This is a genomic window from Limnohabitans lacus, from assembly GCF_030053395.1.
Classification (GTDB): Bacteria; Pseudomonadota; Gammaproteobacteria; order Burkholderiales; family Burkholderiaceae_C; genus Limnohabitans_A; species Limnohabitans_A lacus.
Map to the genome: position 1 here is coordinate 11,220 of NZ_JASGBH010000005.1, position 23,088 is coordinate 34,307.

Consider the following 23,088-nt stretch of genomic DNA (forward strand, 5'->3'; position numbering starts at 1 on the left):
TTTTCAGCGGTGTGTGGCGCCGCTGAATTGCCGCTCTGCGGCCAGCCAAGTCAAGACCGGAATGGTGCCGGGCAGCACCGGCACCACGTCCACAGGCAGTTGCTGCCAAGCATGGGTTTGGGCTTCGCGCATTTGCAAATCGCCTTGCCAGTCCCACACTTTGCAAAAGTGCAAGCGCACCAGGGCGTGCGGGTAGTCCACCATCTGGGTTTTCCAGATCTGGGCTTGGCCGATCACGATGCCCAACTCTTCTTGCAGTTCGCGGCGCAAGGCCTCTTCCACCGTTTCACCTGCTTCGAGCTTGCCACCTGGGAATTCCCAGTAACCCGCATAGACCTTGCCTTCGGGGCGCGAGGTCAACAAGAACTGGCCATCGGCTTGCATCAGCACGCCCACGGCCACATCCACCACCGGACGGTCGGCCCCGCCTTCGCGTTGGCGCTCCCCATCGGCGACCAGCAGGCCGTTCATGCAGCGGCCTGACGGCCCATGTAGTCACGGGCGAACTGGTAGGCCACTCGGCCACTGCGCGAGCCGCGCTCCAGGGCCCACAGCAAGGCATCGGCGCGGGCCGCTTCGATTTGCGCGGGCGAGGCGCCCAAACTGCTGAGCCATTGGCCGGCAATGGTGAGGTATTCGTCTTGCGAGAAGGGGTAGAAGCTGATCCACAAACCGAAGCGCTCAGACAAAGAGATTTTTTCTTCCACGCCTTCACCGGGGTGCACTTCGCCATCTTCGGTGTGTTTGTACGTGAGGTTTTCGCTCATGTACTCGGGCAACAAATGGCGGCGGTTGCTGGTCGCATAGATCAACACATTGGGCGTGGCCGCAGCCACGGTGCCGTCCAAAATGGACTTGAGCGCTTTGTAGCCGGGCTCGCCGTCTTCGAAGCTCAGGTCATCGCAGTAAACAATGAATTTCTCTGGCCGCGAAGCCACCACTTCGATGATGTCGGGCAAGTCGGTCAGATCGGCCTTGTCCACTTCGATCAGGCGCAGGCCTTTCGACGCGTACGAGTTCAGGCAAGCCTTGATGAGCGAGGACTTGCCCGTACCGCGTGCGCCAGTCAACAACACGTTGTTGGACGGGCGACCGCTCACAAACTGTTCGGTGTTGCGTTGCAGCTTTTCTTTTTGCGGGTCGATTTCCTGCAGGTCTGCCAACGTCATCGCCGCCACATGGCGCACCGGCTCGAGCACGCCGTGACCCGACGAGCGCTTGCGGTAACGCCAGGCAATGGCCTGAGACCAATCGGGTGCCGTCAGGGGTTGGGGCAAAACCGCTTCGATGCGGTCCACCAATTGGCTGACTTTGGCCAGCAGTTGTTCCAGGGCTTGGCTCATGAACGGTAATCCGCGTTGATGGTGACGTAGTCGTGGCTGAGGTCGCAGGTCCAAACGGTGTCGCTGGCAGTACCACGGCCCAGCCCCACGCGCACGGTTATCTCGCTGCCTTTCATGACGCGCTGGCCATCTTCTTCGCGGTACTCGGGGCGGCGACCGCCTTGCGAGACCACGTGCACATCGTCCAGGTGCAACTCGATCAGGCCCTGGTCCAAATCGGCGATGCCGGCATAGCCCACGGCCGCCAAGATGCGGCCCAGATTGGGATCGCTGGCAAAGAACGCGGTCTTGACCAAGGGCGAATGCGCGATGGCATACGCCACCAGGCGGCACTCTTCGCCAGTGCGGCCGCCTTCGACCTGCACGGTGATGAACTTGGTGGCGCCTTCGCCATCGCGCACGATGGCGTGGGCCAACTGGCGCGCCACCTGCATCAGACCCTTGAACAATGCCTGTCCGTCTGCGCTGTCCAGCGAGGTGATCTGCGCGTGGCCAGCTTGGTGCGTGGCGATCAGCATGAAAGAGTCGTTGGTCGAGGTGTCTCCATCGATGGTGATGCGGTTAAACGACCCATCGGCCAAGGCCTTGACCAAAGCGGGCAACAAAGCCGGATCGATGTTCGCGTCGGTGGCCACAAAGCCCAGCATCGTCGCCATATTGGGGCGGATCATGCCCGCACCTTTGCTGATGCCGGTGATGTTGACGGTTTTGCCGCCAATGCTCAGCTGCACGCTGGCCGCTTTGGGCTGGGTGTCGGTGGTCATGATGCCTTCGGCAGCCTGGGCCCAATGGGCCGCTTGGGCGTCGGCCAAGGCCGCGGGCAAGCCCGCCACGATGCGGTCCACCGGCAAGGGCTCCATGATCACACCGGTCGAGAAGGGCAAGATCTGCGCAGGTGCGCATTGCAGCAAGCTGGCCAAGGCCTCGCAGGTCTGGCGGGCGTGGGCCACGCCCGGTGCGCCCGTGCCGGCATTGGCATTGCCGGTGTTGATCACCAGCGCACGCACGGCGCTGCCTTGCGTCAGATGCTCACGGCACACCTGCACAGGCGCTGCGCAATAGCGGTTGCTGGTGAACACGCCCGCGACGCTGGCACCTTCGTCCAGCAGCATGACGCTCAGGTCTTTGCGATGGGCTTTGCGCACGCCGACTTCGGCAATGCCCCAGCGCACACCGGCAACGGCATGCAATTGGGCGGGATCGATCAGGGGCAGATTCACAGGCATGGTGATCTTTCAGAAACAGGGTTGAATTCAAAGTCCATAAACAAAACGGGCCGAAGCCCGTTTCATTTGCTGAGCTAGGCTCAGGCCAACTTGCCGTGGCATTGCTTGTATTTCTTGCCACTGCCGCATGGGCAAGGGTCGTTGCGCCCCACCAGGCCCCAGTCTTGCTGGCCAGCCGCCACGGTTTGTGGCTCGCCGGTTTCGTCAGGGGCGCTGTAGGTCACGTTGCTGATGTGCTCGGCACGCGCTTCAATGTCTTGGGCGGCTTGCTCGATCTGGGCTTCGGACTCCACGCGCACCAGCATCAAGGTGCGGGTGACTTCGTTCTTGACCGAGTCCAGCAATTGGCCGAACAGCTCGAAGGCTTCGCGCTTGTATTCCTGCTTGGGCTGCTTTTGGGCGTAGCCGCGCAGGTGAATGCCCTGGCGCAGATAGTCCAAAGCGCTCAGGTGTTCGCGCCAATGGGTGTCGATGCTTTGCAGCAAGACCATGCGCTCAAAGGGCGTGAAGTTCGCAGCGCCGATCTGCTCGAGCTTGGCCTGGAACTGGGCGTGGGCGGCAGCGACCACGGCTTCGAGGATGTCCTCGTCGGTGATGGCATTGGAGGCGGCGACCATCTCGCGCAGGTTCACCTGCAGTTGCCACTCTTCGGTCAACACCTTCTCAAGCGCGACCAAATCCCATTGCTCTTCCACCGTTTCGGCCGGCACAAACTGGCGAACCAGGTCGGTGAAACAGCCTTCGCGCAGGGAAGCGATTTGGCTTTCCATGTCTTGCGCGTCGAGGATGTCGTTGCGTTGCTGGTAGATCACCTTGCGCTGGTCATTCGAGACATCGTCGTACTCCAGCAATTGCTTGCGGATGTCGAAGTTGCGCGACTCCACTTTGCGCTGGGCGCTTTCAATGCTGCGGGTCACCATGCCCGCTTCGATCGCTTCGCCTTCGGGCATCTTCAGGCGGTCCATGATGGCGCGCACACGGTCGCCCGCAAAAATGCGCATCAATGGATCGTCCAGGCTCAGGTAAAAACGCGAAGAGCCGGGGTCACCTTGACGGCCCGAACGGCCGCGCAACTGGTTGTCGATGCGGCGTGACTCGTGGCGCTCGGTGGCGATGATGCGCAAGCCGCCATTGGCTTTGACCTGCTCGTGCGTTTGCTTCCACTGCTCGCGCAGGGCCGCCACTTTGGCCTGGCGATCAGCCTCTGGCATGGACTCGTCGGCCTCGATGGCTTGCACGTCTTTTTCGATGTTGCCGCCCAACACAATGTCGGTGCCGCGACCGGCCATATTGGTGGCGATCGTGATCATGCTGGGGCGCCCGGCTTGCGCCACGATGTCGGCTTCACGGGCGTGTTGCTTGGCGTTCAAGACCTGGTGGGGCAACTTGGCTTGCGTGAGCAATTGCGAGATCAGCTCGGAATTTTCGATCGAGGTGGTGCCCACCAACACGGGCTGGCCGCGCTCGTGGCATTCACGGATGTCGGCGATCGCAGCGGTGTAACGCTCTTCGGAGGTTTTGTAGACGCGGTCGAGCTGGTCTTCGCGCTGGCTCTTGCGGTGCGGTGGGATCACCACGGTTTCCAGACCGTAGATTTCCTGGAACTCATAAGCCTCGGTGTCGGCCGTGCCGGTCATGCCACCGATCTTGTTGTACAGGCGGAAGTAGTTCTGGAAAGTGATCGAGGCCATGGTCTGGTTTTCGGCCTGGATCTGCACGCCTTCCTTGGCTTCGACAGCCTGGTGCAAACCGTCACTCCAGCGGCGGCCACTCATCAGGCGACCGGTGAACTCGTCCACGATCACCACTTCACCGTCTTGCACCACATAGTGTTGATCGCGGTGGTACAGGTGCTGCGCACGCAAAGCGGCGTTCAGGTGGTGCATCAAGGTGATGTTGGCCGGGTCATAAAGGCTGGCGCCTTCTGGGATCAAGCCCAACTGGGCCAGCACTGCCTCGGCTTTTTCATGACCGGCTTCGGTCAGGAAGACCTGGTGTGATTTTTCATCCACGGTGAAGTCACCGGGGGTGATGATGCCCTCGCCCGTGCGGGGATCGGCTTCACCTTCCTGCCGCGAGAGCATCGGAATGACCTGCTTCATGGCCACATAGGTAGCGGTGTGGTCTTCAGCCTGGCCGCTGATGATCAGCGGTGTACGGGCCTCGTCGATCAGGATCGAGTCCACCTCGTCCACGATGGCGTAGTTCAGTGGGCGTTGCACACGGTCTTGCGCTTCGTAGACCATGTTGTCGCGCAGGTAGTCAAAGCCGTATTCGTTGTTGGTACCGTAGGTGATGTCCGAGTTGTAGGCGGTTTGCTTTTCTTCGCGCGCCATCTGCGGCAAGTTGATGCCCACCGTCAGGCCCAAAAAGTTGAACAGCTTGCCCATCCACTGCGCGTCGCGGTTGGCCAGGTAATCGTTCACCGTCACCACATGCACGCCCTTGCCGGACAAGGCGTTCAGGTAGGCCGGCAGCGTCGAGGTCAAGGTCTTGCCCTCACCGGTGCGCATTTCCGCGATCTTGCCGTTGTGCAAGGCAATGCCGCCCACCATCTGGACATCGAAGTGGCGCATCTTCATAACGCGCTTGGAGCCCTCGCGCACCACCGCAAACGCTTCGGGCAACAGGGCATCGAGTGTTTCACCGGCTGCCACGCGTTGTTTGAAGCTCTCGGTTTTGCCGCGCAACTCGTCGTCGCTCAGCCCCTCAAGGCCTGCTTCCAGGGCATTGATGCGCTCCACCGTTTTGCGGTATTGCTTGAGCAGTCGATCGTTGCGGCTGCCGAAAATTTTGGTGAGCAATGGGATGGCCATGTCTACGAGATCCGACTTCAGCTGGAGGGCTGAAAAACAGACCGTCTGTCCTGTCAAGTTAAAGGGTTCAATTGAAGCCGCAACGCGCAAAACCAAGTCTTACGGCGCCAAGGCGTGGCCATGTCAGACCAATGGCTCATTTTAGCCTCTGGCGACGACACCACGGCTTGCCAAGCCTGCCCATGGCCTGCGTGCTACGCGATAATGGACCAGACCCTTTCACCATGCAAAGACGACACCACGCCATCCCCCTGCAACAAGCGGTTCAAGAGTCCCCGACTTTTGCGCTTTTGGCCAGCCGCGTGCGTGATTCCACGGAGCGCTTGCAGGCCATACTCAGCTTGCTGCCGGCCCCTTTGCGGGCCAGCGTGCAAGCAGGCCCCATCGAAGACGGGACTTGGTGCCTGCTGGTCAGCTCTAACGCCGTCGCCGCCAAACTGAGGCAAATGACACCAGCTTTGCAAGCCCATTTGAATCAAAAAGGCATGCATGTTTCGGCCATTCGCATCAAAGTGCACAACCGGACGCTTTGAAGGCCAAGACAAAAGAAAAAGCCCCTGATCTTGCGATCAGGGGCTTTTGATTTTTGGTGCCGCTTGTCGGATTCGAACTGACGACCTACCGCTTACAAGGCGGGTGCTCTACCAACTGAGCTAAAGCGGCACGGGCTAGATTCTAACGTGCCAAAGGCGGCACTTCGGTCTTAGCCTTCTTATTTTTTTACTTCACACGCGTGAGCGCAGGGCGGCCTGTGACAGGTGGCGGTGTGGGCTCATCGTCAGAGTCTTGCGACTCAGGACTGTTCACCGCCGTCAAGGCTTGCGCATCATCTTCGTTTTCAGCCACAGGAAATGCCATGCCTTGTCCGTTTTCACGGGCATAGATGGCCATCACACGCTCGACTGGCACCATGATTTCGCGGGGCTTGCCACCAAAGCGCGCTTTGAATTCAATGAACTCGTTGCCCAACTTGAGTGAGCTGGTGGCATCCATGCTGACGTTCAACACGATTTCACCACCCTGCACATATTCACGCGGCACCTGCACCGAAGCATTGACCTTCACCGCCACATAAGGGGTGAAGCCATTTTCGGAGCACCACTCGTACAGCGCACGGATGAGGTACGGACGAGTGGAGGGCAATTCGGTGTCGCTGAACATGGCGTTGAACACGCGCAATTATTTGCGCATGACCTTTTCAGAAGGTGTCAGTGCTTCGATGTAGGCAGGACGCGAGAAGATGCGTTCGGCGTACTTGAGCAATGGGGCTGCGTTCTTGCTCAGCTCGATCCCGTAGTAATCCAAACGCCACAGCAGAGGTGCAATGGCCACGTCGAGCATCGAGAAGTTGTCACCCAGCATGAACTTGTTCTTCAAGAAGACAGGGGCCAGTTGGGTCAAACGGTCACGGATGTGTGCGCGGGCCTTTTCCAAGGCCTTGTCGTTGCCTTTGAGTGTGCGGTTTTCCAGCGTCACCACGTGCGTGAACAACTCTTTTTCGAAGTTCAGCAGGAACAAACGCACACGTGCGCGGTCCACAGGGTCGCCAGGCATCAACTGAGGATGAGGGAAACGCTCATCGATGTATTCGTTGATGATGTTCGACTCGTACAAGATGAGGTCACGTTCGACCAGGATAGGCACCTGACCGTAGGGGTTCATCACACTGATGTCTTCGGGTTTGTTGTAGAGGTCCACATCACGGATCTCGAAGTCCATCCCTTTTTCAAACAGCACAAAACGGCAGCGATGAGAAAAAGGGCAAGTGGTTCCGGAATAAAGCACCATCATGGTGGGGGGCTCCTCAAAAAATCAAAAAGAGTGGGAGGCCCCAAAGGCCCACCACTCCACAAGACCCGGCAGCAAGGCCGGGTGAAAGATCAATTACTTGATGTCTTTCCAATAAGCTGCATTCAAGCGCCAAGCAACAAATGTAAAGCAAGCCAAGAACAACAGCACCCACACGCCAATGCGCACGCGGCTGTTTTGTGCCGGCTCAGCCATCCACTGCATGTAGCTGACCAGGTCACCCACGGCCGTGTCGAACTGCTGTGGTGTCATGGTGCCAGGCTTGACTTGCTTCCAACCTTTGAAAATTTGCACGGTATGACCATGCTCTTCTTTGTCTTCAAAGACGGGCTGACGCTCGCCCTGGAGTTCCCACAATGGATTGGGCATGCCCACATTGGGGTAAGCCAAGTTGTTCCAACCGGTGGGCTTGGTTTCATCGCGGTGGTAGGTGCGCAGGTAGGTGTAGAGGTAATCTGCACCGGTGCCACCATGGCCTGAGCGCGAACGGGCCATCAAGGTCAAGTCAGGAGGGTTCTTGCCGAACCACTCTTTGGCTTGCAAAGGATCGATCGCGGCCTTCATGGTGTCGCCGACCTTGGCCGATGCGAACAACAGGTTGTCCTTGATTTGTTGCTCGGTCAAACCGATGTCTTTCAGGCGGTTGTAACGCATGAAAGCAGCGGAGTGGCAGTTCAGGCAGTAGTTGACGAACAACTTGGCGCCGTTTTGCAAAGCGGCCAGGTCATTGGTCTTGGATGGGGCCTTGTCCCAGGCGATGCCACCGCCGGAAGCGTGGACACCGGACAGGAGACCGAGGGCCATCACAAAGCCCAGAGCGAGTTTCTTGAGGTTTTTCATGTTCTTGAATCTCCGGATCTCAGTGAGGCGTGAAAGTCACACGGTCAGGAACCTGCTTGGGCGTGCCCAGCTTGCTCCACCAAGGCATCAACAAGAAGAAACCGAAGTAGAACAGGGAACCGACTTGGGAGACGCGCTCACCGATCGGGGAAGGAGGTTGCACACCCAGATAGCCCAGGATCAGGAAGTTGATCACGAACACGGCGTACAGGTATTTGTGCCAGTCAGGACGGTAGCGGATCGACTTGACAGGGCTGTTGTCCAGCCACGGCAGGAAGAACAAGATCACGACGGCGCCGCCCATGACGACCACACCCCAGAACTTGGCATCGATGGCCAGCATCATGGCGGAGACCACCACAGCGGCACCGATCACAGCGCCCTTGAGCAACTGGGGCAACTTGCCCTTGGCCACGGCCAAGACGGCACCGATCACCACGCAAGCGATCAAGGCGTACATCATCTCGCTGGTGATGGCACGCAGCATGGAGTAGAACGGCGTGAAGTACCAGACAGGTGCAATGTGCAACGGTGTGGTCAGCGGATCGGCCGGGATGAAGTTGTTGTACTCAAGGAAGTAACCACCGAACTCAGGCGCGAAGAAAACGATCGCAGAGAACACCATCAGGAACAGGCTCACCGCAAAGATGTCGTGCACCGAGTAGTAGGGGTGGAAAGGAATACCGTCCAAAGGATGGCCATTGGCATCTTTGGGAGCATTGGGGCCCTTGATCTCGACGCCATCGGGGTTGTTGGAGCCCACTTCGTGCAGCGCAATGATGTGCGCCACAACCAGACCCAACAGGACCAAAGGCACAGCGATCACGTGGAAGCTGAAGAAGCGGTTCAATGTGGCATCGCCCACGACGAAGTCGCCACGGATCAACAAAGCCAAATCAGGACCGATGAAAGGAATCGCCGAGAACAGGTTCACGATCACCTGAGCGCCCCAATAGGACATTTGACCCCAAGGCAAGAGGTAGCCCATGAAGGCTTCGGCCATCAGGCACAAGAAAATCGCGCAACCGAAGATCCAGACCAGCTCGCGCGGCTTGCGGTAGCTGCCGTACATCAGGCCGCGGAACATGTGCAGGTACACCACCACGAAGAACGCTGAAGCGCCTGTCGAGTGCATGTAACGAATCAGCCAGCCCCATGGCACGTCACGCATGATGTACTCGACCGAGGCGAACGCCACGTTGGCGTCTGGCTTGTAGTGCATGACCAGGAAAATACCGGTCACGATCTGAATCACCAGAACCAACAAGGACAAAGAACCAAACATGTACCAGAAGTTGAAGTTCTTCGGTGCGTAGTATTCGCTCAGGTGCTCTTTGTACAGCTTGGATGCTGGAAAGCGGTTGTCCACCCAGTTGAGCAGCTTTTCGCCAGCAGGGGCGTTGGGAGAAATTTCTTTGAATTCAGCCATGTCTTTCTCCATCAAGCCTTCTTGTCTTCACCAATGATCAACTTGGTGTCAGACAGGTACATGTGAGGCGGCACTTCGAGGTTATCGGGTGCGGGCTTGTTCTTGAACACGCGGCCTGCCAGATCGAAGGTCGAACCGTGGCATGCGCACAGGAAGCCACCTTGCCAATCGTCAGGCAGCGAAGGCTGAGGGCCTGAAGCAAACTTGTCGCCAGGCGAGCAACCGAGGTGGGTGCAGATGCCCACAGCCACCATGATTTCAGGCTTGATCGAACGGTGACCGTTCTTGGCGTATTCGGGAACGGGGACTGCCGTGCGGTCGGAAGCCGGGTCAGCCAGTTGGCCTTCCACTTTCTTCAAGGATTCAATCTGCTCGGGTGTGCGCTTCATGATCCAAACTGGCTTACCGCGCCACTCGACAGTGAGCTTCTCCCCAGCCTGGAGGGCGGAGATGTCCACTTCCACGGCTGCACCAGCGGCTTTGGCACGTTCGGAAGGTTGGAAGCTGCTGACGAAGGGGGTGGCCACAAAGCCAGCGCCTACGGCGCCTGCGCAAGTGGAGGCAATCAGCCACGTCCGCTTGCTGCTGTCGACTGGGGTGTCACTCATGGGATTCCTCTAGCGAGTCGTTATCGGGGTCAACCCGCGATTGTAGCGGAGTGAAACAGACACTCGACTTACAAAGCCTAATGACGCGCACAGACACCCGGATGAAAATTAAACTTAATGAGTCAAATTTACAAAAGAGGATTGCCATGTCATTTTTTCGAGAATTCAAGTCCTTTGCTGTGAAGGGCAACGTGATGGACCTCGCGGTCGGTGTGATCATTGGCGGCGCTTTTGGCAGGATCGTCGATTCAGCTGTGGGCGACTTGATCATGCCTTTGATCAGCAAAGCCTTTGGGGGCTTGGACTTTTCCAACTACTACGTGGGCTTGGCCGGACAAGCGGCCGGCTTGTCCCTGATCGAAGCCAAAAAAATGGGCGCGGTTTTCGCCTACGGCAGCTTCATCACCGTCGCGCTGAACTTCATCATCCTGGCCTTCATCATCTTTGTGATGATCCGTCAGATGAACAAACTGGTGCCCCCTGCGCCAACGGAAAAAGCCACCATCGAGCCCATCACCCCCGAAAACGTTTTGCTCTTGCGCGAAATCCGCGACAGCCTGAAAAACAAGGGCTGATCGCCCTGCCGCTTAGTGCCCGCCGCTTGCCAGCTGGCGGGCCATGCGGATGGCCTGGACCATGCTGCTGGCGTCGGCCTGACCTTTGCCGGCCAGGTCCATGGCGGTGCCGTGGTCGGGGCTGGTTCTCACCAAAGGCAGGCCCAGGGTCACATTCACGCCCTGCTCCACCCCCAGATACTTCACCGGGATCAAACCCTGGTCGTGGTACATGGCGATCACCACGTCGAACTCGCGCTGGCCATCGGCCTTGCGCCTGGCCCGCATGAACACGGTGTCCGGCGCAAAGGGGCCGTGCACGTTCATGCCCTCGGTGCTGGCTTGTGCCAATGCCGGCTGCAAGATGTCGATTTCCTCACGACCGAACAAACCGCCCTCACCTGCATGGGGATTGACGCCCGCCACCGCCATGCGCGGCGCACGCCCCAAAACGCCCGACAAAGACGCATGGGTGATGCGCAAAGTCTGCAACACCCGCTCTGCGGTGATCGCATCGAGCGCCTCACGCAAAGACACATGGATGCTGACCAGCACGGTGCGCAACTCGTCATTGGCCAGCATCATGCGCACCGGCATCTGCGCCAAGGGCACCCCTGCGTGCAAGGCCGCCTGCGCCTGCAGCAACTCGGTGTGTCCCGGGTATTGGTCATAGGGTGCGCCTGCGGCGTGCAAGGCTTCTTTATGCAAGGGTGCGGTCACCAGGCCCGCCACCTCGCCGCGCAAGGCCGCACGTGTGGCCCACAACACGGCCTCTCCGGCCAACTGTCCAGCACGGGCATCGACCTGCCCCCAGGGCAGCACAGGCGCCACCGGCACCACCTGCAAAACAGGCAAGCACCCCGGCGGAACGCTCAGCGCGTCCTGCGGGGTGGCGATCTCGCACACAGGGAACGTTGGGCTGGACTGCACCAAAGCCATGGCGCGGCGCATCAGCCCCACATCGCCCGCCACAAAACACGCTCGCGTGGCTTCGGGTGCTTGACACCAAGCGCGGGCAATGATTTCCGGGCCGATCCCGCAAGGATCGCCTGGAGTGATGGCCAGTGGCAAAGGGTTGGATCGCATCAGGTATTGGGGCGTTCAAGCCGGGTTGTCAATTTCGATGAAACGGTGCTGCACACCCAGTTGCTGGGCGATGTGCGCCCCCACGGCCGGCGCACCATAACGCTCCGTGGCGTGATGGCCGCACGCCAGAAAAGCCACACCGGTCTCGCGGGCCAAATGGGCTTGTGGTTCTGAAATTTCACCGGTGATGAAAGCGTCCACGCCTTGGGCGATGGCCGCTTCAAAATAGCCCTGCGCCCCCCCCGTGCACCAAGCGACACGTCGCACGGGGCGGGTCGCGTCGCCCACACAAGTGACCGCGCGGCCCAGAACGTTCGTCACGTGCTTGGCCAAAGCCTGTGGGTTGGCCCAAGCCTGATGGGCCTGCCCCACACAGCCTAAATCCTGATCACCAAAACGGCCGTCGGCTTGCAAGCCCAACACCCGGCCCAGCTGTGCGTTGTTGCCCAATTCGGCATGCGCGTCCAGTGGCAAATGGTAAGCAAACAAATGGACGCCGTGGGTCAACAACAAACGCAAACGTTCACGCATCCAGCCCGTCACGCGACCGTCTTGCCCACGCCAGAACAAACCGTGGTGGACCAAGATGGCGTCGGCCTCGGCGTCAATGGCCGCCTCGATCAAGGCTCGGCTGGCGGTCACACCGCTGACCAGCAAGCGCACTTCGCGGTCGCCCTCGACCTGCAGGCCATTGGGGCCATAGTCTTTGAATCGCTCGGGCTGCAGCAGCGCATCGAGCGCCTGGCCCAGGGTTTTGGCATCGGTCATGTGAACTTCTCTTGGCAATGGTTTGTATTGTGGCCCAAGGTCAAAAGAGGATGCCCCTGTCGTGACACACACCGGTGCGGATCTAGGACAATCGGTCGCATGAAACGTTATTGGCTCTTTTTCTCGCAGTGGGTCACGGTCTTGATGGCGGCTTGGTTTGTGGTCGCCACGCTCAAGCCCGAATGGATCCGCAATGCCCAACGCTCTGCCGACGGCATGACGCTGCTGCAAGCCCCTGCAGGCTCGCTGCTGAACCGCCCGGCGGGCAGTCTGAGTGGCCCTGCCCTCAAAGCATCGCCCGCCGTGGTGAGCATCAACACCAGCAAAAACCGCAGCTCGGGCAAAACAGACCAATGGTCGCGCTTTTTTGAAGGGGATGCCGATGACAACTCCGGCGGCTTGGGCAGCGGCGTCATCGTCAGCCCCGAGGGCCACATCCTCACCAACAACCATGTGATCGAAGACGCCGACGACATCGAAGTCACCCTGGCCGACGGTCGACGCGCTGCAGCCAAGGTCATCGGCACAGACCCGGACACCGACTTGGCCTTGCTCAAGATCCAACTCGACAAATTGCCGGTCATCGTGTTGGGCCAGCCCCAAGACTTGCAGGTGGGCGATGTGGTGCTGGCCATCGGCAACCCGTTTGGTGTCGGTCAAACCGTGACCTCGGGCATCGTCAGCGCCCTGGGTCGCACCCATTTGGGCATCAACACCTTTGAAAATTTCATCCAAACCGACGCGGCCATCAACCCCGGCAACTCCGGCGGGGCGCTGGTCGATGTGCATGGGCACCTGATGGGCATCAACACCGCCATCTATTCACGCTCGGGCGGCAACATGGGCATTGGCTTTGCGATCCCCGTGTCGACCGCGCAGCAAGTCATGCAAGACCTGCTCAAGAACGGCAAAGTCTCGCGCGGCTGGATCGGCGTGGAGCCTCAGGACTTGTCCCCCGAATTGGCGGAAAGCTTCCAACTGCCGCCCTCGATCCACAAAAATTTACCGCAAGGCGTGGTCATCACCGGTGTTTTGCAAAACGGCCCGGCCGCCAAAGCGGGCATCCGTCCTGGCGATGTGATCGTGCAAGTGGGCAGCCAAGCCGTGGGCAATGTCTCAGAGTTGCTGACCCAGGTCGCCAGCCTCAAGCCTGGCGAGCCCACCGACTTGAAAATTTGGCGCAGACAAGGCGAATTGGTGGTCAAGCTGACCCCGGCTGAACGCCCCACCCTGCGCAAAAACAACCGCTGATCAGAGATGCCAGCGCAAAAAAGGGAGCCTCGGCTCCCTTTTTTCATGCCATCGCTGCTTTCACGCCTCAGTCTCGTCGGGCGCCTGGGTGTGTGTGATGAAAATTTTCGCGGCCCAGATGCCCAACTCGTAGAGCAAGCACATGGGGATGGCCAAGGCCAGTTGCGACACCACATCGGGCGGCGTGACCACCGCTGCGATCACAAAAGCCAGCACCACAAAGTAGCCTCGGAAATCCTTGAGCTTTTGGATGGAGACCACACCCATACGGGCCAGCACAACCACCGCAACAGGCACCTCAAATGCCAAGCCAAAGGCCAAGAACATCGTGAGCACAAAACTCAAATATGCCTCGATGTCAGGTGCAGCCGTGATGCTCTTGGGGGCAAAGCTTTGGATGAAAGCAAACACCTGCCCAAACACGAAGAAATAGCAAAACGCCACCCCCATGAAAAACAGGAACGTGCTGGACACCACCAAGGGCAACACCAGTTTTTTTTCATGGGCATACAAGCCCGGCGCCACAAAAGCCCACACCTGATAAAGCACGATGGGCAAGGCCAGCAGAAATGCAGCCATCATCAAGATTTTCAGGGGCACCATGAAGGGTGAAATCACCGAGGTGGCGATCAGGGTTGCGCCTTTGGGCAAATGCGCCACCAAGGGCTGGGCCAGAATGTCGTACAACTCCCCCGGACCCGGGAAAATCGCCAGCACCGCTGCTGCGAAACCAATGGCCGCCACGGCGCGAATCAGGCGATCGCGCAATTCAATCAGGTGCGCGACAAATGGCTGCTCAGAGCCTGCGAGCTCGTCTTGGGGATTGGTTTCTGACATAGGGGCAATAAGGTAGACAGCAGGCGAGCGGGCTCACAGGGTGTTGAGTGATTTGGGTCGGTACCGTGCAACACGCGCCGCGCCTGACAGCGCTTTGGTACGGACGCCCGCTCTGGCCTTGTACCACTGAGGCATGGCGCCTCGCTTGATGCGCCAGTTTTTGTCCGGGTTTTTGTAACTGGGAGGCGGCGTCTCCAAGGCGGGCAAATCGCTTGTCAGCCCTGCCGTGGTTTGCGCCCAGTCTTTTTCAAAATCAGAAGCCGTGGTTTGAACCGATTGCTCGACATCGCGGGCAGCCGTCTCCATGGTTTCTTTCATCTTTTTGAGCTCTTCCAGGTCCATGGACCGGTTGACCTCGGCTTTGACGTCGGCCACATAACGCTGGGCCTTGCCAATCAAGCTCCCGAGCGTGCGCGCCACGCGGGGCAGCTTCTCGGGGCCGATGACGACCAGCGCCACGACGCCGATCAGCGCCATTTTGGAGATGCCTAAGTCAAGCACAGCGGAGCGATCGGTCGTTCAAGCGATCAAGACTTGGTCTTGGCTTCGACATCGATGGTGGTTTTTTCAGCCGCAGGCGCAGGCACTTGACCGGCAGGCTTGTCTTCGGCTGTGGCGTTGCCATCTTTCATGCCGTCTTTGAAGCCTTTGACGGCGCCGCCCAGGTCGGAGCCGATGTTTTTGAGCTTCTTCGTGCCAAAAACCATGACCACGATCAGCAACACGATGAACCAGTGCCAAATGGAAAAAGAACCCATGGAAATCTCCTAAAGTGGTTGGGATTCTAAGGGGAGAGACCCCTCAGAACTGAACGGCCTTGTACAAGGCGGGAATTGAACCTTAAAAATACCGAATTAGCCCTTGAGCCAGGGGCGAGGTCCCCCCATCACGTGCATGTGCAGGTGATGGACTTCTTGCCCCCCTTCAGCGCCGGTATTGAGCACAATGCGGTAGCCACCGTCTGGATAGGGCTTGCAACCTTCTTGCAGCGCCAGCTTGGGAGCCAAGGTCATCATGTGGCCCATCAGGCCCTGGTGCTCGGGCGTCAGGTGCGCCATCGAAGGCACGTGCAGCTTGGGGATGATCAGGAAATGCACCGGGGCCCAAGGGGCAATGTCATGGAAAGCGAAGACATGCTCGTCCTCATGCACTTTGCGCGAGGGGATCTGGCCCGCGATGATTTTGCAAAAAATACAGTTCGAGTCGCTCATCGTTCAGACACTTTCGGGATCATTCGGTCACGGGCCGCTGCGCATTCAGACGCACCATGCCCAAGACAATCCGGTACAAAAACCAAATAGAAATCAGCCCCCAAGCCAACCAGCCCGGGAACAAAAAGAAAAACCACAAAGGCAAGGTGATCAGGTAAAGGACGGCCGCCCAGAGCACCGTGCGGATGCGAAAGCTGAAGTGCGTCGCCTCCCAACCACTCACATCGCCTTTTTTGACCAAGTCGATGATCAAGGCCACCACCAGCAAGGCAGGTCCGATCTGACCGCCTGGCGCGACTGCGCTGACCGCCACGATCAGGTGCAGGATGTAGCTGACCCAGCTGACGGTGAGCGTGCTGTCGTCGTTGGAAGGGGTGGTCATCGTTGGTACTTATTCGCCTGTGGCTTCGCGTGCTTGGGCTTTGCGCAGGGCTTTTTCTTCCAGACCGCTCAAGCCTTCGCGCCGGGCCAATTCATTGACCACGTCGGCAGGCGTCAGGCCGTAATGCGACAAAGCGATCATGCTGTGGAACCAGAGGTCGGCCACCTCGTAAACCAGCTTGGAAGCGTCGCCGCCATGGTCCACATCTTTGGCGGCCATCACGGTCTCGGTGGCTTCTTCGCCGATCTTTTTCAGAAAGGCGTCGGGGCCTTTGTGCAGCAGGCGGGCCACATAGCTTTTTTCGGGGTCACCACCGTTGGCCACTTTGCGGCTTTCGATGACGGCGGCCAAACGGGCCAAAGTGTCTGATGAATTGGTCGTCATGGCTTACTTGTAAATGGTTTCAGGGTCTTTGAGCACAGGATCGGCCGCGACCCAATCATCGCCTTGCAGGCTCTGAAAAAAGCAGCTGTGGCGCCCTGTGTGGCAAGCAATGCCCGGCTCGTGGCCCAGCTGCGTGACTTTGAGCAACACCACATCGCTGTCGCAATCGATGCGGATGTCATGCACGGTCTGCACATGACCGGACTCTTCGCCCTTGAACCAGAGTTTCTTGCGCGAGCGGCTGAAATACACCGCCCGCTTGAGCTCAGCGGTTTTGAGCAAAGCTTCACGGTTCATCCAGGCGAACATGAGCACATCGCCCGTGGAAGCTTCTTGGGCTATGGCCGGCACCAAGCCGTTTTCATCCCATTTGATTTGATTGAGCCAGTTCATGGTGTGCGGTCAAAGACGAACAGTGATGCCGCGCTCGCGCATGCGCTGCTTGGCTTGTTGCACGGTGTACTCACCGTAGTGGAAGATGCTGGCGGCCAGCACCGCGTCCGCGCCGCCGATGCTCACGCCGTCGGCGAGGTGGTCGAGGTTGCCCACACCGCCAGACGCAATCACAGGCACGCTCACGGCATCGCTCACGGCGCGGGTCAGTTGCAGGTCAAAGCCGCTTTTGGTGCCGTCACGGTCCATGCTGGTGAGCAGGATTTCGCCAGCGCCGTACTCGGCCATTTGGGCGGCCCAGGCCACTGCATCCAGACCAACGTTTTTGCGACCTCCGTGGCTGTACACGTCCCAGCCCGGGCCCATGGGCAAACCGTGGGTGCCGATGCGTTGTTCGTCTTCGGGCGTGCGGCGCTTGGCGTCGATCGCGACCACGATGCACTGCGCACCGTATTTGGCAGACGCTTCGCGGATGACTTGCGGATTGGCAATGGCGGCCGAGTTGAAGCTGGTTTTGTCAGCCCCGGCGTTGAGCAAGCGGCGTACGTCTTCGACGGTGCGCACACCCCCACCCACGGTGAGCGGAATGAACACTTGCGAAGCCACAGCTTCGATGATGTGGAGGATCACGTCGCGCCCATCGCTGGTGGCGGTGATGTCCAGGAATGTGAGTTCGTCAGCGCCCTGCTCGTTGTAGCGGGCAGCGATTTCGACCGGGTCTCCGGCGTCGCGCAGTTCCACAAAATTGACGCCCTTGACCACGCGACCGCCGGTCACGTCAAGGCAAGGGATGATGCGTTTGGCCAGCATGGGTTCTCTTTTCAATGTCTTTGTAGGTCGCTCAGGCGTTCAGCACTTCAAGGCTTTGCCAACCTTCCCAGCTGCCGTCGGCGGGCAAGGTGATGGGCTCGTACACCTGCGCGGCTTCCACGCACAGCATGTGACGCCACCCCCCATCGGGCATGTCGGCCAGTTTGGCACACAAAGCCTGTGCGGGGTTCCAGACCACGGTGTTGGCCCAACTGGGGCTTTGGCGGATGCGCAGTTGGCCGTTCAGCGTCATGGGCTCAGGTGTCGCTGCGTAGACCCGGTCGAACTCTGCATCAAAGCGCAAGGTGTCTGCTGCCTGTGCGTGGGTGTTGGTCAGGGCATCCCATTCCGCTTGGCCGCCCAGGCCTTGCAAAGTGGCCTGACTTGCATCGTCCACCGCGAAATACGTGTGCAAGGCGCCTGAAAATGCCAAAGGCTGGCTGTCGGTGTTGTGGATGCGCAAGGCCATGTTCAATTGGCCAGGCGAGAGGCTGATTTGGAATTCGGCTTCAAAGGCCTGCGGCCACCAGGCACGGGTCTGGCTGCTGTCGCTCAAGCGCAGTGTGAGCTTGGCCGTGTCGGCGTCCAACGCTTTAACACCGGCTGTCCAGCGAACGTTGCGGGCGAAGCCGTGCTTGGGCAAGCGGTCGGCCATGGGGCCACGTTGGTTGAACTGCGGAAAGCACACCGGCACACCCCCGCGAATGGCGGCCTGACCGTCCATGATGCTTATGGGGCTAAGGTACAGCCGCTCTTGCCCGCCAGAGACCCAGGACAGCACGTGTGCGCCGTGCAAAGACACCACCAAACGGTCACCTTGCGGCAGGGTCAACTCACAGGCCGGCAGGCCCGCGAACACGGTGTCGCGACAGCTGGCCTGCATGCGCATGCTCAGCCGTTCAGTTCGTCGGCGCGTTGCTGGGCCTGGGCAAAGTCCAGGTCGCCGGAATACACGGCGCGACCACAAATCACGCCTTCCACGCCTTCGTCTTCCACCGCGCAAAGTTGCTCGATGTCGGCCATGTTGGACAAGCCGCCCGAGGCGATCACGGGGATGGTCAGCGCCTGGGCCAGCTTGACCGTGGCGTCGATGTTGATGCCGCTGAGCATGCCATCGCGGCCGATGTCGGTGTAGATGATCGACTCGACACCCCAGTCTTGGTACTTCTTACCCAGATCCACCACTTCGTGGCCGGTCATCTTGCTCCAACCATCGGTGGCCACTTTGCCATCTTTGGCGTCCAGGCCCACGATGATGTGGCCACCAAACGCGGTGCAGGCGTCTTTCAGAAAGCCAGGGTTTTTGACGGCAGCCGTGCCAATGATCACGTACTGCAGGCCGCTGTCGATGTATTTTTCGATCGTGTCCAAGTCACGGATGCCACCACCGAGCTGCACAGGGATGTCGTTGCCGACTTCCTTGAGGATGGCTTTGATGGCGGCAAAGTTTTGCGGCTTGCCCGCGAAGGCGCCATTCAGATCCACCAGGTGCAAGCGGCGTGCGCCTTTTTCCAGCCAAGTGCGGGCCATGGCGGCGGGGTCTTCCCCAAAAGTGGTGGCTTGGTCCATATCGCCCTGCTTGAGGCGAACGCAATGGCCGTCTTTGAGGTCAATGGCGGGGATCAGAATCATGGCGAGTTAAAGACAGGTGAAAAAATCGGCAAGCCCGAAATCAAGGCTGCCAGTGGAGGAAATTGCGAAACAGCGCCAAGCCCTGGGTTGCACTCTTTTCAGGGTGAAACTGGGTGGCAAAAATATTGTCACGGGCGACCGCGCAGGCAAAGCGACCACCGTAATCGGTCTCGGCTGCCGCATGCAGGGGCTGGGCCACCTGGGCATAAAAGCTGTGGACGAAATAGTACCAGCTGCCGTCTTCGATGCCGTTCCACAAAGCGTGGCAAGGCTCGCCTTGCCAGACCTGGTTCCAGCCCATCTGCGGCACTTTGTAGCGGGTGCCATCGGGTTGCGTGCGACCTGCCAAATCAAATTTAACAACCTCACCGGGGATCAAACCCAGGCCGGGGGTGTCGCCTTCATCGCTGTGGTCGAGCAACATCTGCATGCCCACACACACGCCAAACAAGGGTTTACGGTCTGCGGCTTCGAGCACGGCCTCCATCAAGCCAGACTCGCGCAGTTCGCGCATGCAGTCGGGCATGGCGCCCTGCCCCGGCAAGACCACACGGTGCGCATCACGCACCACCTGGGGGTTAGAAGTGACGGTGACTTCGGCATGGTCCACGCTGGAGGCGGCATGCATCACCGCCTGCGCCACAGAGCGCAGGTTGCCCATGCCGTAATCCACCACAGCGACGCGATTGACGCTCATGTTCAAAGGCTTCCCTTGGTCGAGGGGATGACACCGGCCGAGCGGGGATCGAGCTCCAGGGCGGCACGGACAGCCCGTGCAAAGGCCTTGAAAATGGTTTCGCACTGGTGGTGCGCGTTGACGCCCTTGAGGTTGTCGATGTGCAGCGTGCACAGCGCGTGGTTCACAAAGCCCTGGAAAAACTCATACACCAGCTGGGTGTCGAGCGTGCCCAATGAGCCCGAGGTGAAGGTCACGTCCATGTGCAAACCGGGGCGGCCCGAAAAGTCCACCACCACGCGGCTCAAAGCCTCGTCGAGCGGCACATAGGCATGGCCGTAGCGGCGGATGCCTTTTTTGTCGCCAATGGCCTGCGCAAAAGCCTGGCCCAGGGTGATGCCGATGTCTTCCACGGTGTGATGGCCGTCGATGTGCAGGTCACCTTCGCAAGCGATGTCCAGATCGATCAAGCCGTGGCGGGCGATCTGGTCCAACATGTGGTCCAGAAAACCAATGCCAGACGACAGCTTGCACTGGCCCGTGCCGTCGAGGTTGATGGCGACGCGGATGTTCGTCTCGGCGGTCTTGCGCGTAACGGCAGCGGTGCGGTTCATAGGGAGACTTTCAGAGCGGCGAGGAGTTGGTCGTTTTCGGCAGGCGTGCCCACCGTCAGGCGCAGGCAATTGGCCAGCAATTGGTGCATTTTAGAAACGTTCTTGATCAGCACTTTGTGTGCCTTCAGACCTTCAAAGGTTTTGGCGGCATCGGGCACACGCGCCAAGATCATGTTGGCTTCGCTGGGGAATGGGGTCACGCCGGGCAAATCGGCCAAAGCATTGTGCAAGCGGGCACGCTGCTCGCGCAAACTTTTGGCCTGTGCGGCAAAGACTTCCGCATGCTCCAGCGCGAACAAAGCGCACTCGCAGTTGAGCACGCTGATGTTGTACGGTGGACGCACCTTGTCGACCTCGGCCACCAACGCTTTGGGGCCGATCATGTAACCCAATCGCACGCCGGCCAAGCCAAATTTGCTCAGCGTGCGCATCAACAGCACATGTGTATGGCGCGTAATGCGGTCCACATAGCTCTTGCTGGCAAACGGCTGGTAGGCCTCATCCATGACCACCAAGCCGCCTTGCGCCCCTTGGGCCAGCACGATTTTTTCGATCGTGTCGTCGTTCCAAAGGTTGCCTGTCGGGTTGTTGGGGTAGGCCAGATAGACAATCGAAGGCTTGTGTTCTTCAATGGCAGCCAGCATGGCGGCTTCGTCGAGTTCAAAGTCGGCCGTGAGTGGCACGCCGTGAAAGGCAAGACCTTGCAATTGGGCGCTCATGGCGTACATCACGAAACCGGGCAGCGGAGCGAGGATCGAAGCACCGGGCACATCGCAGGCCATGGCCAACAAAGAAATCAATTCATCCGAGCCATTGCCCAGCATGATGTCGAAGCCTTCGGGCATGCCCGCATATTGGGCCAGTGCTGAGCGCAGTTCGTTCACGCGCCCGTCGGGATATCGGTTCAGCGCCAAAGCGCCCAAGCGCTCGCCCAGGGCCTTTTGGAGTTCAGCCGGCAGACTGTGCGGGTTCTCCATCGCGTCGAGCTTGACCATGCCGACCGAATCCTGAATCGCGTAAGCGTGCATGGACTGCACATCTTGGCGGATTCGCTGCATGAGTTGGGGGCTGACGGTCATTGAGGCTCTCGCATGGGTGGCACAGGGTTCAATCGCAATTCGGCGGCGCGGGCGTGGGCCTGCAGACCTTCGCCATAGGCCAGCTCGGCGGCGATGCGGCCCAGCGGCTGTGCACCGGCCTCGCTGACTTCGATCAGGCTGCTGCGCTTTTGGAAGTCGTACACGCCCAAGGGGGACGAAAAACGCGCTGTGCCGCTGGTAGGCAGCACGTGGTTGGGGCCGGCGCAGTAGTCACCCAGCGACTCGCTGGTGAAGGCACCCAGAAAGATGGCGCCTGCGTGGCGCAGCAGCGGCTCCCAGCGGTGCGGGTCACGGCTGGACACCTCCAGGTGTTCGGGCGCGATGCGGTTGCTGATGTCACAGGCTTCTTCCATGCTGCGCGTGAGGATCAGCGCACCCCGGTCGTTCAAACTCTTGGCGATGATCTCGCGCCTTGGCATCTCGGGCAGCAGGCGGTCAATGGCGGCTTGCACCTCGGCGATGTAGGCCGCATCGGGACACAGCAAGATGCTTTGCGCCAGTTCGTCGTGCTCGGCCTGGCTGAACAAGTCCATCGCCACCCATTCGGCGGGCGTGGTGCCATCGGCCAAGACCAGAATTTCGGAAGGGCCCGCGATCATGTCGATGCCCACGGTGCCGAACACGCGCTTTTTGGCGCTGGCCACATAGGCGTTGCCCGGGCCGGTGATCTTGTCCACCTTGGGGATGGTCGCGGTGCCGTAGGCCAACGCGGCCACGGCCTGCGCACCCCCCACGGTGAAGGCACGGCTCACACCGGCCACACAGGCGGCGGCCAACACCAGCGGGTTGCGCACACCCTGCGGCGTGGGCACCACCATGATGATGTCCTGCACCCCGGCCACATGGGCGGGCAATGCATTCATCAGCACCGAAGACGGGTAAGCGGCTTTGCCACCCGGCACATAGATGCCCACGCGGTCGAGCGGCGTGACTTTCTGGCCCAGCAGCGTGCCGTCTTCGTCACGGTAAGACCAGCTTTCGCCTGAAGCTTTCTTTTGGGCTTCGTGGTACTTGCGCACACGGGCAGCAGCGGCTTGCAGCGCGTCGCGCTGTGCAGCGGGCAGACTGTCCAAGGCGGCTTGAAGTTCGGCTTGCGTGATTTCGAGCGCCTTCACGTCGGCGGCCTGCAAGCCATCAAAGCGCTGGGTGTAGTCCAGCACGGCTGCGTCGCCGCGCTTTTGCACATCGGCCAAGATGTCGGCCACGCGCTGCTCGATGGCGGCGTCGGTGGCGGCAGACCAATGCAGGCGTGCCGCGAAGGCCGCTTCAAAACCGGCGTCAAGCGTGCTCAGTTGCATTGGTTTGGCGTGCAATCCCAT

Annotated in this window: 28 protein-coding genes and 1 tRNA gene; 3 read left to right on the forward strand and 26 right to left on the reverse strand. The window is 59.7% G+C overall.

Annotated features, from left to right (window positions below; translation table 11 throughout):
* Positions 1-3: 3 nt before the first annotated feature.
* The 4 genes from QLQ16_RS07830 to secA form a co-directional block, all read right to left on the reverse strand.
* Positions 4-471, reverse strand: coding sequence for an NUDIX domain-containing protein (locus QLQ16_RS07830; protein WP_283224138.1), 468 nt, complete (start codon positions 469-471; stop codon positions 4-6).
* The gene (locus tag QLQ16_RS07835; RefSeq protein WP_283224139.1) at positions 468-1,343 is read right to left on the reverse strand and encodes an ATP-binding protein; all 876 of its coding nucleotides are present in this window, start codon (positions 1,341-1,343) and stop codon (positions 468-470) included. The genes QLQ16_RS07830 and QLQ16_RS07835 overlap by 4 nt, the downstream gene beginning before the upstream one ends.
* Entirely contained in the window at positions 1,340-2,569 is a 1,230-nt protein-coding gene (gene argJ, locus QLQ16_RS07840; protein WP_283224140.1) for a bifunctional glutamate N-acetyltransferase/amino-acid acetyltransferase ArgJ, read from the reverse strand. The genes QLQ16_RS07835 and argJ overlap by 4 nt, the downstream gene beginning before the upstream one ends.
* Positions 2,570-2,649: 80 nt before the next feature.
* Positions 2,650-5,385, reverse strand: coding sequence for a preprotein translocase subunit SecA (gene secA, locus QLQ16_RS07845; protein ID WP_283224141.1), 2,736 nt, complete (start codon positions 5,383-5,385; stop codon positions 2,650-2,652).
* Positions 5,386-5,609: 224 nt separating this feature from the next.
* On the opposite strand from secA, the gene QLQ16_RS07850 reads away from it, so the two are divergent.
* A complete protein-coding gene (locus QLQ16_RS07850; RefSeq protein WP_283224142.1) occupies positions 5,610-5,918 on the forward strand; it encodes a DciA family protein in 309 nt (102 codons plus the stop codon).
* Positions 5,919-5,972: 54 nt separating this feature from the next.
* Here the strand turns inward: QLQ16_RS07850 and QLQ16_RS07855 are convergent.
* The 6 genes from QLQ16_RS07855 to petA form a co-directional block, all read right to left on the reverse strand.
* Positions 5,973-6,048 (reverse strand) — tRNA-Thr (locus QLQ16_RS07855).
* Positions 6,049-6,105: 57 nt separating this feature from the next.
* Entirely contained in the window at positions 6,106-6,546 is a 441-nt protein-coding gene (locus tag QLQ16_RS07860) for a ClpXP protease specificity-enhancing factor (RefSeq protein ID WP_283224344.1), read from the reverse strand.
* Positions 6,547-6,564: 18 nt separating this feature from the next.
* Positions 6,565-7,176 (reverse strand): glutathione S-transferase N-terminal domain-containing protein, encoded by a 612-nt coding sequence (locus tag QLQ16_RS07865; protein WP_283224143.1) that lies wholly within the window; start codon positions 7,174-7,176, stop codon positions 6,565-6,567.
* A 93-nt stretch (positions 7,177-7,269) separates the two neighbouring features.
* Positions 7,270-8,034 carry a cytochrome c1 gene (locus QLQ16_RS07870; RefSeq protein WP_283224144.1) on the reverse strand — a complete coding sequence of 255 codons (765 nt, stop codon included), beginning with the start codon at positions 8,032-8,034 and terminating at the stop codon, positions 7,270-7,272.
* Between the two features lie 19 nt (positions 8,035-8,053).
* On the reverse strand, positions 8,054-9,463 hold the full coding sequence (locus QLQ16_RS07875; protein WP_283224145.1) for a cytochrome b: 1,410 nt from the start codon (positions 9,461-9,463) through the stop codon (positions 8,054-8,056).
* Positions 9,464-9,474: 11 nt separating this feature from the next.
* Positions 9,475-10,071, reverse strand: a complete 597-nt coding sequence (gene petA / locus QLQ16_RS07880) for a ubiquinol-cytochrome c reductase iron-sulfur subunit (RefSeq protein ID WP_283224146.1) — start codon at positions 10,069-10,071, stop codon at positions 9,475-9,477.
* Between the two features lie 146 nt (positions 10,072-10,217).
* Between petA and mscL the strand changes: the two genes are divergently transcribed.
* Positions 10,218-10,646 (forward strand): large conductance mechanosensitive channel protein MscL, encoded by a 429-nt coding sequence (gene mscL, locus QLQ16_RS07885; RefSeq protein ID WP_283224147.1) that lies wholly within the window; start codon positions 10,218-10,220, stop codon positions 10,644-10,646.
* A gap of 12 nt (positions 10,647-10,658) precedes the next feature.
* Here the strand turns inward: mscL and pdxA are convergent, their stop codons facing one another.
* Entirely contained in the window at positions 10,659-11,711 is a 1,053-nt protein-coding gene (gene pdxA, locus QLQ16_RS07890; RefSeq protein ID WP_283224148.1) for a 4-hydroxythreonine-4-phosphate dehydrogenase PdxA, read from the reverse strand.
* Positions 11,712-11,726: 15 nt separating this feature from the next.
* On the reverse strand, positions 11,727-12,479 hold the full coding sequence (locus QLQ16_RS07895) for a Nif3-like dinuclear metal center hexameric protein (RefSeq protein ID WP_283224149.1): 753 nt from the start codon (positions 12,477-12,479) through the stop codon (positions 11,727-11,729).
* A 99-nt stretch (positions 12,480-12,578) separates the two neighbouring features.
* Between QLQ16_RS07895 and QLQ16_RS07900 the strand changes: the two genes are divergently transcribed.
* A complete protein-coding gene (locus tag QLQ16_RS07900; protein WP_283224150.1) occupies positions 12,579-13,730 on the forward strand; it encodes a S1C family serine protease in 1,152 nt (383 codons plus the stop codon).
* Between the two features lie 60 nt (positions 13,731-13,790).
* Here the strand turns inward: QLQ16_RS07900 and tatC are convergent, their stop codons facing one another.
* From tatC to hisD, 14 genes are all read right to left on the reverse strand, one after another.
* On the reverse strand, positions 13,791-14,567 hold the full coding sequence (gene tatC / locus QLQ16_RS07905; RefSeq protein WP_283224151.1) for a twin-arginine translocase subunit TatC: 777 nt from the start codon (positions 14,565-14,567) through the stop codon (positions 13,791-13,793).
* Positions 14,568-14,600: 33 nt separating this feature from the next.
* Positions 14,601-15,068: a Sec-independent protein translocase protein TatB gene (gene tatB, locus QLQ16_RS07910; RefSeq protein WP_283224152.1), complete on the reverse strand. Its 468-nt coding sequence runs from the start codon at positions 15,066-15,068 to the stop codon at positions 14,601-14,603.
* A gap of 26 nt (positions 15,069-15,094) precedes the next feature.
* Positions 15,095-15,325 carry a Sec-independent protein translocase subunit TatA gene (gene tatA, locus QLQ16_RS07915; RefSeq protein ID WP_283224153.1) on the reverse strand — a complete coding sequence of 77 codons (231 nt, stop codon included), beginning with the start codon at positions 15,323-15,325 and terminating at the stop codon, positions 15,095-15,097.
* A 96-nt stretch (positions 15,326-15,421) separates the two neighbouring features.
* Positions 15,422-15,778: a histidine triad nucleotide-binding protein gene (locus QLQ16_RS07920; protein ID WP_283224154.1), complete on the reverse strand. Its 357-nt coding sequence runs from the start codon at positions 15,776-15,778 to the stop codon at positions 15,422-15,424.
* Between the two features lie 19 nt (positions 15,779-15,797).
* Positions 15,798-16,160: a DUF4870 family protein gene (locus QLQ16_RS07925; protein WP_283224155.1), complete on the reverse strand. Its 363-nt coding sequence runs from the start codon at positions 16,158-16,160 to the stop codon at positions 15,798-15,800.
* Between the two features lie 9 nt (positions 16,161-16,169).
* Positions 16,170-16,544, reverse strand: coding sequence for a phosphoribosyl-ATP diphosphatase (locus QLQ16_RS07930; protein ID WP_283224156.1), 375 nt, complete (start codon positions 16,542-16,544; stop codon positions 16,170-16,172).
* Between the two features lie 3 nt (positions 16,545-16,547).
* Positions 16,548-16,937: a phosphoribosyl-AMP cyclohydrolase gene (gene hisI / locus QLQ16_RS07935; RefSeq protein WP_283224157.1), complete on the reverse strand. Its 390-nt coding sequence runs from the start codon at positions 16,935-16,937 to the stop codon at positions 16,548-16,550.
* A 9-nt stretch (positions 16,938-16,946) separates the two neighbouring features.
* A complete protein-coding gene (gene hisF, locus QLQ16_RS07940) occupies positions 16,947-17,747 on the reverse strand; it encodes an imidazole glycerol phosphate synthase subunit HisF (protein ID WP_283224158.1) in 801 nt (266 codons plus the stop codon).
* Between the two features lie 31 nt (positions 17,748-17,778).
* Positions 17,779-18,630 (reverse strand): D-hexose-6-phosphate mutarotase, encoded by an 852-nt coding sequence (locus QLQ16_RS07945; protein WP_283224159.1) that lies wholly within the window; start codon positions 18,628-18,630, stop codon positions 17,779-17,781.
* Between the two features lie 8 nt (positions 18,631-18,638).
* On the reverse strand, positions 18,639-19,379 hold the full coding sequence (hisA, locus tag QLQ16_RS07950; RefSeq protein ID WP_283224160.1) for a 1-(5-phosphoribosyl)-5-[(5-phosphoribosylamino)methylideneamino]imidazole-4-carboxamide isomerase: 741 nt from the start codon (positions 19,377-19,379) through the stop codon (positions 18,639-18,641).
* Between the two features lie 40 nt (positions 19,380-19,419).
* A complete protein-coding gene (gene hisH, locus QLQ16_RS07955; RefSeq protein ID WP_283224161.1) occupies positions 19,420-20,076 on the reverse strand; it encodes an imidazole glycerol phosphate synthase subunit HisH in 657 nt (218 codons plus the stop codon).
* A gap of 2 nt (positions 20,077-20,078) precedes the next feature.
* Complete coding sequence (gene hisB, locus QLQ16_RS07960; RefSeq protein ID WP_283224162.1) at positions 20,079-20,669, reverse strand: imidazoleglycerol-phosphate dehydratase HisB; 591 nt, start codon at positions 20,667-20,669, stop codon at positions 20,079-20,081.
* Positions 20,666-21,748: a histidinol-phosphate transaminase gene (gene hisC / locus QLQ16_RS07965; protein ID WP_283224163.1), complete on the reverse strand. Its 1,083-nt coding sequence runs from the start codon at positions 21,746-21,748 to the stop codon at positions 20,666-20,668. Before hisC ends, hisB begins: the two co-directional genes overlap by 4 nt.
* Positions 21,745-23,088, reverse strand: a complete 1,344-nt coding sequence (hisD, locus tag QLQ16_RS07970; RefSeq protein WP_283224164.1) for a histidinol dehydrogenase — start codon at positions 23,086-23,088, stop codon at positions 21,745-21,747. The genes hisC and hisD overlap by 4 nt, the downstream gene beginning before the upstream one ends.

What these genes read in the sequence shown, in the direction of transcription:
- QLQ16_RS07830 (WP_283224138.1), bottom strand. Translation starts at nt 471, where the DNA reads ATGAACGGCCTGCTGGTCGCCGATGGGGAGCGCCAACGCGAAGGCGGG.
- QLQ16_RS07835 (WP_283224139.1), bottom strand. Translation starts at nt 1,343, where the DNA reads ATGAGCCAAGCCCTGGAACAACTGCTGGCCAAAGTCAGCCAATTGGTG.
- argJ (WP_283224140.1), bottom strand. Translation starts at nt 2,569, where the DNA reads ATGCCTGTGAATCTGCCCCTGATCGATCCCGCCCAATTGCATGCCGTT.
- secA (WP_283224141.1), bottom strand. Translation starts at nt 5,385, where the DNA reads ATGGCCATCCCATTGCTCACCAAAATTTTCGGCAGCCGCAACGATCGA.
- QLQ16_RS07850 (WP_283224142.1), top strand. Translation starts at nt 5,610, where the DNA reads ATGCAAAGACGACACCACGCCATCCCCCTGCAACAAGCGGTTCAAGAG.
- QLQ16_RS07860 (WP_283224344.1), bottom strand. Translation starts at nt 6,546, where the DNA reads ATGTTCAGCGACACCGAATTGCCCTCCACTCGTCCGTACCTCATCCGT.
- QLQ16_RS07865 (WP_283224143.1), bottom strand. Translation starts at nt 7,176, where the DNA reads ATGATGGTGCTTTATTCCGGAACCACTTGCCCTTTTTCTCATCGCTGC.
- QLQ16_RS07870 (WP_283224144.1), bottom strand. Translation starts at nt 8,034, where the DNA reads ATGAAAAACCTCAAGAAACTCGCTCTGGGCTTTGTGATGGCCCTCGGT.
- QLQ16_RS07875 (WP_283224145.1), bottom strand. Translation starts at nt 9,463, where the DNA reads ATGGCTGAATTCAAAGAAATTTCTCCCAACGCCCCTGCTGGCGAAAAG.
- petA (WP_283224146.1), bottom strand. Translation starts at nt 10,071, where the DNA reads ATGAGTGACACCCCAGTCGACAGCAGCAAGCGGACGTGGCTGATTGCC.
- mscL (WP_283224147.1), top strand. Translation starts at nt 10,218, where the DNA reads ATGTCATTTTTTCGAGAATTCAAGTCCTTTGCTGTGAAGGGCAACGTG.
- pdxA (WP_283224148.1), bottom strand. Translation starts at nt 11,711, where the DNA reads ATGCGATCCAACCCTTTGCCACTGGCCATCACTCCAGGCGATCCTTGC.
- QLQ16_RS07895 (WP_283224149.1), bottom strand. Translation starts at nt 12,479, where the DNA reads ATGACCGATGCCAAAACCCTGGGCCAGGCGCTCGATGCGCTGCTGCAG.
- QLQ16_RS07900 (WP_283224150.1), top strand. Translation starts at nt 12,579, where the DNA reads ATGAAACGTTATTGGCTCTTTTTCTCGCAGTGGGTCACGGTCTTGATG.
- tatC (WP_283224151.1), bottom strand. Translation starts at nt 14,567, where the DNA reads ATGTCAGAAACCAATCCCCAAGACGAGCTCGCAGGCTCTGAGCAGCCA.
- tatA (WP_283224153.1), bottom strand. Translation starts at nt 15,325, where the DNA reads ATGGGTTCTTTTTCCATTTGGCACTGGTTCATCGTGTTGCTGATCGTG.
- QLQ16_RS07920 (WP_283224154.1), bottom strand. Translation starts at nt 15,778, where the DNA reads ATGAGCGACTCGAACTGTATTTTTTGCAAAATCATCGCGGGCCAGATC.
- QLQ16_RS07925 (WP_283224155.1), bottom strand. Translation starts at nt 16,160, where the DNA reads ATGACCACCCCTTCCAACGACGACAGCACGCTCACCGTCAGCTGGGTC.
- QLQ16_RS07930 (WP_283224156.1), bottom strand. Translation starts at nt 16,544, where the DNA reads ATGACGACCAATTCATCAGACACTTTGGCCCGTTTGGCCGCCGTCATC.
- hisI (WP_283224157.1), bottom strand. Translation starts at nt 16,937, where the DNA reads ATGAACTGGCTCAATCAAATCAAATGGGATGAAAACGGCTTGGTGCCG.
- hisF (WP_283224158.1), bottom strand. Translation starts at nt 17,747, where the DNA reads ATGCTGGCCAAACGCATCATCCCTTGCCTTGACGTGACCGGCGGTCGC.
- QLQ16_RS07945 (WP_283224159.1), bottom strand. Translation starts at nt 18,630, where the DNA reads ATGCAGGCCAGCTGTCGCGACACCGTGTTCGCGGGCCTGCCGGCCTGT.
- hisA (WP_283224160.1), bottom strand. Translation starts at nt 19,379, where the DNA reads ATGATTCTGATCCCCGCCATTGACCTCAAAGACGGCCATTGCGTTCGC.
- hisH (WP_283224161.1), bottom strand. Translation starts at nt 20,076, where the DNA reads ATGAGCGTCAATCGCGTCGCTGTGGTGGATTACGGCATGGGCAACCTG.
- hisB (WP_283224162.1), bottom strand. Translation starts at nt 20,669, where the DNA reads ATGAACCGCACCGCTGCCGTTACGCGCAAGACCGCCGAGACGAACATC.
- hisC (WP_283224163.1), bottom strand. Translation starts at nt 21,748, where the DNA reads ATGACCGTCAGCCCCCAACTCATGCAGCGAATCCGCCAAGATGTGCAG.
- hisD (WP_283224164.1), bottom strand. Translation starts at nt 23,088, where the DNA reads ATGGGATTGCACGCCAAACCAATGCAACTGAGCACGCTTGACGCCGGT.